The sequence below is a fragment of the Desulfosediminicola flagellatus genome (assembly GCF_005116655.2).
GTDB lineage: Bacteria > Desulfobacterota > Desulfobulbia > Desulfobulbales > Desulfocapsaceae > Desulfopila > Desulfopila flagellata.
This window is the reverse complement of the sequence record NZ_CP050698.1, coordinates 856190-868009: the sequence shown is the minus strand read 5'-3', so window position 1 is coordinate 868009 and position 11820 is coordinate 856190. Positions and strand designations below refer to the sequence as shown.

Here is an 11820-nt window from a genome sequence, read left to right as displayed (position 1 = left end):
ATTGGAACAACAAATAGCACACGCTCTAAGCATCGAATCTTCCTATTTGTCATACTGACACATCTTGGGTAAGACTGCACTCTGGTTACAGCAGTACATATCTGCAAAGGCATTGTAAACACAAATAGAAGGGAGAATCATAGTGAGATCACTGTTCATCTGTATGTTACTTGTTTTAGGAATTGTCAGCTCGGCAGTCGCCGGAGAGTATAACTTCATTTCACCGGAAGACATGAAGCAGAAAATCGACGCCGGTAGCGAACTTATCATTGTCGATATTCAGGTAGAAAAAGAGTATAAGCAGCACCGACTGCCAGGCTCTATTGCAACCTATGCATACCCTGTGAAAACTGAAAAAGAACGCGCTATGATCGACAAGGCCGTTGAGCAATTCAATACGACAGGTCAAGATGTCGTCGTCGTTTGTCCACGTGGTAAGGGCGGTGCAAAGCGTTGCTACGACTATATGAAATCACAAGGGGTACCTGACGAGAAGCTGACTATCCTCGAAAAGGGAATTGCTGGCTGGCCTTTTCCTGAAATGCTTGAAAAAGACTGATACTCTTTCAACAAACTATCAGCCATCAGACCTTTTCTACAGCTTTGATGGTGGGTGCCTTTCTAAAAGGCACCCACTCATTCAACTCTACCCCGCCACAAAACTTCCCAAAGAACCGAAAGACAGATTGATTTGCCCTAAAAAGATCTGAAACAAAAATCATTACCCTCGCGTCTGACGCAAAAACAATACCATATCAATCCATTTACCCAACCTGTCGCTGTTAACAACACATCGCATACCCAAGCAAATTACCTTTGGAACCTCACTGAAATGATTTTATAAATCATAAAACGATTGTACAAATCCGCATACGTTTTCAGCGATGTAGGACAAAAGCTGAAAAAATGCATATCATTGAATATCACAATGTGGGACGAATCAGTATATGCGGAGCCAGCAATGAATACCGACAACGATGATTCAAAACAGAATGGTACTATTCTCATCTTAAGTTCAGATAGTGCACATCATAGCCAATTGAAGGGAATTCTTGGAGATACAGATCTTAAACTGCAGCACGCAGATATTAATGGATTATTCGAGCACGACATAACTTTACATACACCAGATCTTGCCCTGCTCGATTACAGCACCCCCCAAAACCCTCAATCCCCTACTCCCTACCAACTACTTAAACTATCTGAGCATCATTTCAATGTACCCGCTCTGGCCATTTGCGAGGCCACTGAAACCAACAGAATAACAGAAGCCTTTCAAGCTGGTTTTCAAGACGTAATTACCACGCCTTTTCGCAAGGAAGAAGTACATGCCAGAATCAGCGCTCATCTGAAATTCTGTATCCAACATCAGGAGTTGATTGAGCAACAGGAACGTTTCCAAAAACTTGCCGAAGCAACTTCAGAAGGAATCTTAATCCACGATTGCGGCATTATTCTCGAAGTGAACCAGGCCCTCTTGAACATGATCGGGTATGAGTACAACGAAGTAATCGGCATGGATGTCATCACCCTGCTCACGCCGGAATCCCGCGATAGCGCCAGAACTCATTTTAAGGCAAACGCTGAACATTCCTGTAAGCTATTCGCCACCAGACGTGATGGAATTGAGATTCCAATCATCATCCAAGGGCGGTGCATGAACTGGAAAGGCGCAAATATCAGGGTTGTAGCTGTGAGGGATATCTCACTGCAAAGCTTTATCGATCGGGAGCAACAAACACTTTCTGCTGTCTTGGGCGAGAAAGATCATTTCGGTTCTCTCGTCGGCCGAAGCCGCATTATGAAAAAGGTGTACGAGAACATACTCCGTTCTGCAATCACCGATTCACCTGTCATAATTTATGGTGAGACAGGTACTGGTAAAGAACTGACCGCTCGTATGATTTTTGAGAAAAGTGATCACCACCGCAAATGTTTTCTTCCTGTTAACTGTGCCTCAATTCCCGATCATCTTTTCGAAAGCCAATTCTTCGGCCATAGGAAAGGTTCATTTACAGGAGCTGATTATAACTATCAGGGATACTTTGAACAGGCTCAGGGCGGGACGCTTTTTCTTGATGAAGTTGGAGAACTTCCATTGCCAATGCAAGCGAAATTGCTGCGCATTCTTGAAGATCATACCTACACACCTGTAGGAAGTCACACAACCGCACATGCAGATGTACGGTTGATTGCCGCTACGAACAAGAATCTGCACGACCTTGAGAGACAAGGTAAATTTCGAAGCGATTTTTTTTATCGGCTCCATGTACTCTCTATCGACCTGCCACCATTACGGGCAAGAAAAGAAGATGTACCCCTTCTGGTTATCCATTATCTCAAGCGCCAGACCGAGTCAGGAAGGAACCATGCCATCGACGACTTGCCGGCACCATTGCTTGAACAGCTTAATGAGTACAACTGGCCTGGCAATGTTCGGGAGCTGTTTAACGTATTAGAGCGCTACCTGATTACCAAAGAAGTGAGACTGGATACACACACAAACAATGGCCAACCTATCGACGAGTCGCTCGACTTCCTCGGTGCTGGCACACCTCTGACTGTGGCAATGGAACGCTTCGAACAGTATTATATTCATAAGGTTCTTGCTCACCACCACGGGCAAAAGAATAAAACTGCGGAAGCTCTTCAGGTGAACAGAAAAACGCTTTATAAAAAACTCATCAAATACTCATCTCAGCCCAAATAAACGAAACTCGAATAACTAGAAAGATGGGGTAAACCGACCCCTACGGGCAATGTGACCCCATCCGATCGTTTGCAACTCCCCCAAAGAGTTACAGGATAGAGCTACCTACACATTGGGGCCATTGGTACCCATTCTCACCTTGCCAGCGTGGCTACCCTAACCACCACTTCAGTAATTGCGCTATAAAAACATAATGTTAATAGAAACAATGAGTCCTGGCTCAAGAAATGCAATGGTTAAGGAAGGCTGACTATCAGCCATTTCCAGTGAACATCGTTGCCTACACCATGCGTATTGCTCAAAACATATGGGTGAACGATTATTTTTTCTGATTCAATTTTGGAGTAACCGCTATGAATACCATGTCGTCGGAAGCATCCAGCAGAAAGAAGTCACCACGAAACGAATATGATATCGATTTTGATTTTGATATACAATTCGGACTGACAGATTACATCCTTATGGGGCTGTATCTCCTCATTGTCCTTCCAGTTGAACTGGTAAACAGAATAATATCAGACTGCTACACAGCCTTTAAGGAGCGAAGAGCTCAAAAAGAAGAAGTTATGCCAGTCTTTCTGCAATGACTCACGTGGAATCACAAATGATTGTCCGGGTAGACAATCACAGTAGAGCACATGTAAACATGGCAGGAAACTGGTCTGCAACCATCTGCCTGATTATATTATATTTCTAATCATATAGTACTTCTTATCAGCTCCTAAGAGGCTGTCCAGGAATAGGCATTTGGGCCAAAATTGAAATATTTGGCACAAAAGGTGTTTCCGGACAGTCTCCAGGGAAGCTGTCGGCATGTAATTCATATAACGAGAAAGATAATTGCCCTACACTCAGGTCAAAGTTGGGATGATATCAATTATTCCTGGCAAAAGGCAACTGCAGGTTCAAGGCATCGATGTTAGCGCCTTCCATACTGTTTATCTCATCGATACAATGTTCGAAAATGAATTTGAGGCGCTGATCATAAAAACGGTGCAGACTCGTATTCGAGACTGCTCTAAAACCACGTAACAATTTATGCGGTGATCCGGCACCCGGGTCAAACGTCTGGATGCCGTTCTCAATTGCCCATTGGATAGGAGCATAAAAGCACATATTGAAATGCAGGTCTTTGACAGGCTCCTCGCAACCCCAATAGCGGCCGATTAAATGACGATCCTTAACCAGCAGCATCGAAAGCGCCAGGGGGACTGAGGATTGCCTTGCATATGCTGCGACGATCAACATCCGGTGGCGATAATCCTGAAAAATCCGCTCGAAAAATTCACCATTAAGAAACCGGGCCGCCCACTGACCGTATCGCTCATTGGTCTTGAGATAAAACCGGTACATGAGCGGAGCGAGGTCAGGTGTAATTTCATTACCTGTGAGTGCACGAATTTCAATACCATGCTTTTCCATGCTGCGTCGTTCGCGCCGAATATTCCGCCTCTGGGATGAATTAAAGGTCGATAAATAGTCTGCAAAGCAACTAAATTTTACATTTTCCCATAGATACGACTGATGCCGCCACGGGGTAAAGCCGTGTGAAGCGAATTCAGAAAATGCCGGTAGGTTGACAAAAAGTAAATGACAACCTGAGAGTTGCTTCTGCTCACAAAACTGATCAATAGCTGAGAGCATAGTCTGCATAACAGCAGCCTGATCACAGCCCTCTGCCAGAAGAAACTGATACCCAACTGACGGTGTTGCCGGGCTCATACCCACCATTTTGGGATAATACTTTATACCATACTCCGTAGCCATCTGCGCCAGCCAATGGTCAAACACAAATTCCCCGCCGCTATGGATTTTCAGATAAAGCGGTGCAGCCCCGACCAGTTCCTGCTGGTCCCAGACAGTTAAATGGTATGGTTGCCAGCCAAAACGGGAAGATATACTTCCTGAAGCTTCCAAATGATGCAGCCATTGCCATTCCAACAGAGGTGTTGATAACGACTGGGCCAGTTTATCCCACTGCTCGCGATCCACCTCACCTATCGATTCAAACCATCGTACTGTCAACATTGCTGGAGTATTCATAGCCCTACAGTTATAGTAAATATCTAGTCGGATACCGCCTCCCTCTTGTGAAGAAAGGAAAAATCCACCATTCTAGATTGGAGCATAATTTTTTGAGGTAATACAGAATATGGCGAAAAAACGATGAGCACCTCAAATGAGATTTCACACTCACTATTGAGCCGTATCACCTGCCATTCATATTGCACGTACCAGTGTAAGTGTCAAAAAACACTGTGGTCATGAAATCCAGGGGGAGCAAGTGATAAAAAGAAAGAATGTTGATACTCTTGCAGGATATACGAGTAACGATAAACAGCAGGAGCAGTGTACAGTTAGAGAGGTCATTCAACTATCAAGTATTCGAAGTGGCAATGCTAAAATGTATACAATGAACCGGAAAAGTGTACGTCTGTTATAAAAAATCCTATTCCACTTGAATTTGAACAGATACGTAGCAGACTTCAAATTATTTAATTTTCACGTTCCCATCCAACAGGTAGCGACACCCTTCTTTCGCCAGGTCAAACGGGCTGTTTTCGAGAAAAGCTGTGTGGTAGCCTAGAATTTTTCCAGGAATAGCCCGCTGTAATGATTCCACCTGTTTCCAGTGACTATGTACACTGTGCGGATTATCGAACTCAATCTCGTGAAACACCAGGTCGCAGGGAGCAAACCATTCAGCCGTCAGCTCTTTCTTTTTCAGCACCGCATTGATTTTCTCATCATACTTGGTGTCACCCGAATAACCGAAGCACTTACCACCAGCCGATATCCTGAGGCCAATTGTGCCATACGGCAGGATGTGGTGATTCCAGCGGCTTTCAATTGTTACAGGTCCAAGATGCAGAGGCTTTTCCGGCATCAGCGGCTGGACGCTCACAAGATCCATCAGGTCGGGAAACAGTGGAGTATACAGTTCCTTGAGAATACGGAATACACTATCAGCAACCAGCAGGTTTAATCTACGTCCGTACTTGCGCGCGCGCTGCAGGCATGCGGTAAAACCCTGAACATGGTCTTCATGATTGTGGGTGAATAGAAAATGCGTGATATCGTCCCAGTGAATGTTATGACGCGCAAGTGTGTGTGCCGGATAACCGCACGGATCTATCCAGATGGCATAGTTGCCGTACCGAACCAAAGTGTTAGCGACCGTCCCGATCAAGCCATTGCCGCAACCTATGGGAGTAATCTCCAGACAATCCCTTTCTACATGATCTCTTGGAATGTTTGCTAATAACGCTTCGATATCATCATCAGTATTTCCGACAGGAGTAAATGCTAATCTGTCATACACAATCTCTCCCGCATCTGAGATGATGAGAGTATCTGCGCTACACCTCACCTCAAGATCGTCATTACTATAAACCGACTTAACGGGATTTGGATAAAACCAGATGTCGAGCCAACTATTTCGCACTATAGCCAGGTTGTTTTCATCAAAATAGTATGGAAAGATACGTTCCATATGGCGGTGGAGCTGTTTGACGTTGTCGGTTAAACCAACATAACGCTTCAAAAGCCCGCCCCGAATCTGTGCCTGCCAGAGGATAAATTCCTCGCCGGTACGGTTATCACCTGCAAGAGAAACTTCCCATTCCGGTACTACGACAATCTCTTCTCGAAACCCGTGCTCCGAAAGAAATTTCGCAATATCCGGCATGCTGCCGACACGTACCGTACCTTTTGAGGTAGCAACGAGGTCGACATGCATTCCACCATAATCGATCCGTTTAACATGTTCGGTCAGAGTTGTTAAGCGACTGCGGCTCATTCATATGTCCTTATTAGAAATGTACATGTTTACATTAGTGATCATATTAGCTGCATAAATTATCCATTTCAAGATTATTAGCCATGAAAATCTCATCATATTTTAACCATATATTAACATGTAAGATGAATCGTAAAAAAATATTGACAGTTTTGTAACGACATTGTTATAGAAATGTAAGCGTTTACATTTTTGGGGAAATTCTATGAGCACTGTTCTTGATGTTGCACGACTTGCAGGAGTATCTACGGCCACGGTGTCGAGAGTCATCAATACCCCGGATTCCGTGCGCGAAAAGACCAGGGAGAAGGTCCTGCTGGCAATGGAAAAGTGCAATTACAAATATAATGCGCTCGCCCGTGGCTTTGCTACCAAACGATCTAATACTATCGGGCTCATAATCCCTACCATCAGCAACTCCGTTTTTGCAGAATCCACCCTGGGGGTCCAGGAATATGCCGACCAAAAGAACATCAGAGTTATTCTCGGCAACTCCTATTATAAATATTCGCAGGAGGAAAACCTGGTAAAGGCCCTTCGTGAAAGCCAGGTTGATGGGCTCATAATCACCACCACCAATCTCAAAGGGGAAATTCTTAAATCCCTTATCGATGAGAAATTTCCTTTCGTACTTCTTTTCAGCACCATAAAAAACGGTCCCTTTTCTGCAGTTGGAATCGACAATTACCGCGGCGGCTATCTGGCCACTGAGCACCTTATATCCCTGGGACATAAACGTATCTGCATGGTTGCTGGTAATTTTTCCATGACAGACAGAAGTTTCCATCGTTGGCACGGATACAAGAGGTGCCTCAAAGACAATGGAATCCCTTATGACAAGGAGTTGCTTGTTCAGACAGACTACTCCCTCTCGGGTGGCCGGGACTCAATAAAGAAACTGCTTAGTCTGCCCTCCCCTCCCACCGCAGTTTTTTGTTCCAACGATTATATTGCTTTAGGGGCTATTAAGGGAGCGAGAGAAGCTGGGCTTACTCTGCCCAAAGATCTATCCATCGTCGGCTTTGACGATATGCAGACAGCCTCGTATATGGTGCCTGCCCTTACAACTATCCACCAGCCTGCATATGAGATGGGGCAACGTGCTGCAGAGATACTGTTGCAAATGACAGATAGACAGTTAAAGCCAATACATGACATGATGGAAACAACATTGGTAGTTCGTGAATCGACCACTCGTTGCCTCGTGTAGAGAGCAACGGAGAACGGTAGGTAGAAAAGATAGAAATATACGGCTGTTGCAATTTTAGTGGCAACCATAACGTTAAGACAAAACAACATCACAAGGAGAGCACTATGAACATCAAAAAAACTCTTTCTGTCCTTTGCGCAGGGGCAATCCTGTCCATTGGCACCCAGAGCATGGCAGCCGACGATTACAAGTTAACCCTGAAGCTCAGCCATGTTTTCAGCCCTGCTGAGCAGTTGACCAAGTCCATGGATGCTGTATCAGCGTCTATCTTAGAGAAGACTGGTGGAGCGATCAACATTCAGACGTTCCCACAGGCACAGCTTCCTGCGTACAAAGAAGGTGTTGAGCAGGTAGTTCGCGGTGCGAAATTCATCTCTGTTGAAGATCCTTCTTTTATTGGTGATTACGTACCTGATTTCAAGGCGCTCTATGCACCGATGCTCTACCGTAGCTTTGATGAATACGTTGCGCTCACCAAGACCCAGATGGTTGCGGACATGAAAGCTAAGGCCGAAGAGCAGGGAATCAAAATTCTCGCTCTTGATTATATCTACGGTTTCAGAAATCTGATTACCCAAAAGGTTATTACCACTCCAGCCGACTTGAGCGGTATGAAGATCAGAACCCCAGGCTCCAAATCCTATATTGATACCCTTACTGCTATGGGCGCTGTTGCTACCCCACTGCCATGGGGCGAGACCCTTTCCGCAGTTCAGCAGGGTGTTGTGGATGGGCTTGAAGGATCCGAGTTCACCAATATCGGAACAAAAGTCTATGAAGGTCCTACCAAGAATGTTGCGAACACCCATCATATTCTGGGTACCTGCGGTGTGTATATCTCTATTGCGGTCTGGAACGAAATTCCTGCAGAATACCAGGCAATTATCCAGGACGAGTTCAGCAAGGGAGCAAATGACATGGTTGAACTTCTCAAGTCCCAGCACGGTGGCGTTGTGAAAGAACTTGAGTCTTACGGCGTTAAGTTCAATGATGTTGATGGCGATGCATTCCGCGCTGCCCTGGCACCACTCTATAAAGAGCAGGATGGTATGACCCCAGGCGTTTTCAAGGCTATTTTCTCTGAGCTCGACTCCATGAGATAAACTGAAGGAGACCTTGAAAATTGAACTCTTTATTCATTTTTCAAGGTAGCCTGAATTAAAGGTGCATGGAGGGCCTGCTCTCTATGCACCAATTTTGTGAACAATGTCTATTACACCTAAACAACTTCTTTGTAACTTCGATCTGGTTCTCAGTGGTTTTTTCCTCTGTACTACGGTTCTCGTCGTTATCGTCAATGTCGCTCTCAGGTATCTATCACTCGGCGGCATTTTCTGGGCTGAGGAAGTGGCCACAACCGCCTTTATCTGGAGTGTTTTTATTGGTTCTGCTGCTGCGTACCGATATAAAATGCATATCGGGATCGATTTTGTATCACGGTTCGGTCCCGAACCTGTAAAGGCGCTTATTGCAGTGGTTATCGATTGCCTGATGCTTGTAATCAATGGGTATATCGTTTATCTCAGCATTCTTTTCATTAACGCGAATAAACTGAAAACAACTCCGGTTCTGAATATACCATCTCTCTATGTCAATCTGGCATTGACTGTCGGTTTTGCCCTGATGATCATTTATGCCCTGAACTTTCTCTACCGGGATATTCGCAGATTAATCGATTCGCTTAAAGGCTAGATATTACATTTATGCAGGACGAGGGCTCTATTGCATTCACAATAGAAATAATTGTGCCAATTATCCCCGACCGCACTTTGCCAAAAGGCGTTATAACTCACCACAAATAAAGTTATGTCAACATTCCCTGTCATCATCGTAATGGTGTTGTATTTCACCAGCATACCGATCGCTTTTGCCCTTTTGGCTGCGTCTCTGGCTTACTTTACCTTCGGAGATGTAGGTACGCCACCGGATCTGATATTGCAGAAGTTTATCACCTCGGCCTCCTCGTTTCCGCTTCTGGCCGTGCCGTTTTTTATCATGGCGGGTGAGATTATGAACTATTCCGGTATCAGTTCAAACCTCATGAAAATGGCGGATGTGCTTACCGGGCATTTGCGTGGCGGCCTGGCTCAGGTCAATGTCCTGCTCTCTACCCTGATGGGAGGTATCTCCGGTTCTGCAAACGCTGATGCGGCCATGCAATCGAAGATACTTGTGCCACAGATGACCAAGCGTGGTTACAGCGCAGCCTTTTCTACGGCAATCACGGCGGCGTCTTCTGCCATTGCACCGGTTATTCCACCGGGCATCAACCTCATTATTTACGCACTCATTGCCCAGGTATCGGTGGCAAAGATGTTTATCGGTGGATATACGCCGGGACTTCTCATGTGTTTAGCGTTGATGTTGACCGTGCATTTTATTGCTAAGAAAAGAGACTACAAACCAAGTCGGGAAAAAATGGCCTCCGGGTCTGAGATTTTCAAGCAATTTAAAGAATCAATCTGGGGCTTGCTCCTCCCCTTTGGTATTATCTTTGGGATTCGCTTCGGGATATTTACACCTACAGAAGCGGGTGCAATGGCTGTATTGTTCTGTATCATTATCGGTGTGTTTCTCTATAAAGAACTTAAGTGGAAACATGTTCCTATCATTTTGAAAAACACCATTCTTTCTACCAGTTCAGTCATGCTGATTATTATTGCGGCATCCGTATTCGGCCAATATATGAGCTGGGAACGAATCCCTCATCAGCTAACACAAAGCATCCTGTCTATTTCAGATTCTCTGTGGATTATTCTGGTTGTGATCAATGTTCTGCTCCTTGTGCTTGGTATGTTCCTGGAAGGCGGAGCATTATTGATTATTGTCGCCCCTCTTCTGGTTCCTTTGGTCAAAACGATGGGCATCGACCTGACTCACTTCGGCTTAATCATGATCGTCAATATTATGATCGGCGGAATAACCCCGCCCTTTGGCTCGATGATGTTCACTACCTGTGCGATAACCGGGGTAACTGTAGGGCAGTTTGTTAAGGAAATATGGCCTTTTATCGCTGCATTGCTGCTAGTGCTCATTATCGTGACCTATATGCCTTCAGTGGTTATGTTTCTTCCTAACATCTTATAAAAAAGGAGGAGCTAATGATTCTCATAGGACACCGTGGCTGCTTCTACCCCGGCTTCAATCAGAACACTATCCGTGCTTTTGATAAAGTTGCCAGTGAAGAGGTTCCTGCCATTGAATTTGATGTACAGTTATGTGGTGACGGCGAGTTGGTTGTGGTTCATAACCTCAACCTTGAGGAAGTCTCAAACGGGCACGGAAAGGTGTTCACCACAGATTCTCACGCGCTGAAGCGTCTTTATGCTGGTGATCCCAAGCGAGGCAAAGATCGCATTCCCTTCCTGGCTGATGTGTTGGATTTTTTTGCATCCCTGCCTCCGGAACGACGACCAGCTATTCATCTTGAGCTCAAAGGTGATGGTACAGGTAAACCGGCAGGTGAACTATTAGCACAATACGTTGCCTCAGGAAGACTGCAGTATTCCGATGTCCTGGCAAGTTCGTTCAACTGGCAGGAACTCAGGAATATCCGCAAGGTCTGCCCCACCCTTAAAATTGCGCTCATTGACGGAGCCATACGACGTGCCGTGCTCATTGAAAAAGCTGGCGTAGAGGCAGAGCAGTATTTCGAACACATTTTTGCCTATGGTTTTGAACAGTATATGATCCCCAGATTTATTACTCTTGAAGAAAACCTGAAGTTGCTCGAAAAAAAGTGTACAGATCCACGGGTTGTCGCAATTATAACTAAAGAAATAGAGGCATGCCTGGACGGTAGATACTATACTGATGAATTGCTCGATATGGCCTGTGAGTTGAATGCCGTATCGGTGAATCTATGGTATCGTACAATTACACCGGAATTTATCGATAAAGCACATAAAAGAGGTCTTGCAGTACTGGTTTTTACTGTAAACATTCCCGAGGAATTGCAGGCGCTTGCCCGTATGGGCGTAGACGGCATTTTTACCGATTACTATTCAGAGTCTGCCCGCGCGCTTGCTCAGTAGAGTAATCCTCTGCCATTACGACATAACCAATCGGCTTGACGAATCGAATTGTCACACCTGTCTTTCT

The 11820-nt window shown here is 45.1% G+C and carries 10 protein-coding genes; 8 read left to right on the top strand and 2 right to left on the bottom strand.

Features of this window, described 5'->3' with window-relative positions:
* Positions 1–142 precede the first annotated feature (142 nt).
* The 3 genes from FCL46_RS03650 to FCL46_RS03640 all read left to right on the top strand — a co-directional run bounded on the left by FCL46_RS03650 (position 143) and on the right by FCL46_RS03640 (position 3297).
* A complete protein-coding gene (locus FCL46_RS03650; RefSeq protein WP_228723320.1) occupies positions 143–559 on the top strand; it encodes a rhodanese-like domain-containing protein in 417 nt (138 codons plus the stop codon).
* Between the two features lie 402 nt (positions 560–961).
* Complete coding sequence (locus FCL46_RS03645; RefSeq protein ID WP_167506050.1) at positions 962–2710, top strand: sigma 54-interacting transcriptional regulator; 1749 nt, start codon at positions 962–964, stop codon at positions 2708–2710.
* A 353-nt stretch (positions 2711–3063) separates the two neighbouring features.
* On the top strand, positions 3064–3297 hold the full coding sequence (locus FCL46_RS03640; protein ID WP_136810064.1) for a hypothetical protein: 234 nt from the start codon (positions 3064–3066) through the stop codon (positions 3295–3297).
* 286 nt (positions 3298–3583) lie between these two features.
* Here the strand turns inward: FCL46_RS03640 and FCL46_RS03635 are convergent, their stop codons facing one another.
* Both FCL46_RS03635 and FCL46_RS03630 read right to left on the bottom strand, forming a co-directional pair.
* Entirely contained in the window at positions 3584–4753 is a 1170-nt protein-coding gene (locus tag FCL46_RS03635; RefSeq protein WP_136810065.1) for a GNAT family N-acetyltransferase, read from the bottom strand.
* A 448-nt stretch (positions 4754–5201) separates the two neighbouring features.
* Positions 5202–6509 carry an MBL fold metallo-hydrolase gene (locus FCL46_RS03630; protein ID WP_136810066.1) on the bottom strand — a complete coding sequence of 436 codons (1308 nt, stop codon included), beginning with the start codon at positions 6507–6509 and terminating at the stop codon, positions 5202–5204.
* A 205-nt stretch (positions 6510–6714) separates the two neighbouring features.
* Between FCL46_RS03630 and FCL46_RS03625 the strand changes: the two genes are divergently transcribed.
* The 5 genes from FCL46_RS03625 to FCL46_RS03605 all read left to right on the top strand — a co-directional run bounded on the left by FCL46_RS03625 (position 6715) and on the right by FCL46_RS03605 (position 11753).
* Positions 6715–7719: a LacI family DNA-binding transcriptional regulator gene (locus tag FCL46_RS03625; protein WP_136810067.1), complete on the top strand. Its 1005-nt coding sequence runs from the start codon at positions 6715–6717 to the stop codon at positions 7717–7719.
* 104 nt (positions 7720–7823) lie between these two features.
* The gene (locus FCL46_RS03620; protein WP_136810068.1) at positions 7824–8822 is read left to right on the top strand and encodes a C4-dicarboxylate TRAP transporter substrate-binding protein; all 999 of its coding nucleotides are present in this window, start codon (positions 7824–7826) and stop codon (positions 8820–8822) included.
* A 103-nt stretch (positions 8823–8925) separates the two neighbouring features.
* Positions 8926–9411 (top strand): TRAP transporter small permease, encoded by a 486-nt coding sequence (locus FCL46_RS03615; protein WP_136810069.1) that lies wholly within the window; start codon positions 8926–8928, stop codon positions 9409–9411.
* 114 nt (positions 9412–9525) lie between these two features.
* The gene (locus FCL46_RS03610) at positions 9526–10806 is read left to right on the top strand and encodes a TRAP transporter large permease (protein ID WP_136810070.1); all 1281 of its coding nucleotides are present in this window, start codon (positions 9526–9528) and stop codon (positions 10804–10806) included.
* A gap of 14 nt (positions 10807–10820) precedes the next feature.
* The gene (locus FCL46_RS03605; RefSeq protein WP_136810071.1) at positions 10821–11753 is read left to right on the top strand and encodes a glycerophosphodiester phosphodiesterase; all 933 of its coding nucleotides are present in this window, start codon (positions 10821–10823) and stop codon (positions 11751–11753) included.
* Positions 11754–11820 lie beyond the last annotated feature (67 nt).

Excerpts from the sequence above, each read along its gene's own strand:
- FCL46_RS03645 (WP_167506050.1), top strand. The coding sequence starts at position 962 with ATGAATACCGACAACGATGATTCAAAACAGAATGGTACTATTCTCATC.
- FCL46_RS03640 (WP_136810064.1), top strand. The coding sequence starts at position 3,064 with ATGAATACCATGTCGTCGGAAGCATCCAGCAGAAAGAAGTCACCACGA.
- FCL46_RS03635 (WP_136810065.1), bottom strand. The coding sequence starts at position 4,753 with ATGAATACTCCAGCAATGTTGACAGTACGATGGTTTGAATCGATAGGT.
- FCL46_RS03630 (WP_136810066.1), bottom strand. The coding sequence starts at position 6,509 with ATGAGCCGCAGTCGCTTAACAACTCTGACCGAACATGTTAAACGGATC.
- FCL46_RS03625 (WP_136810067.1), top strand. The coding sequence starts at position 6,715 with ATGAGCACTGTTCTTGATGTTGCACGACTTGCAGGAGTATCTACGGCC.
- FCL46_RS03620 (WP_136810068.1), top strand. The coding sequence starts at position 7,824 with ATGAACATCAAAAAAACTCTTTCTGTCCTTTGCGCAGGGGCAATCCTG.
- FCL46_RS03615 (WP_136810069.1), top strand. The coding sequence starts at position 8,926 with ATGTCTATTACACCTAAACAACTTCTTTGTAACTTCGATCTGGTTCTC.
- FCL46_RS03610 (WP_136810070.1), top strand. The coding sequence starts at position 9,526 with ATGTCAACATTCCCTGTCATCATCGTAATGGTGTTGTATTTCACCAGC.
- FCL46_RS03605 (WP_136810071.1), top strand. The coding sequence starts at position 10,821 with ATGATTCTCATAGGACACCGTGGCTGCTTCTACCCCGGCTTCAATCAG.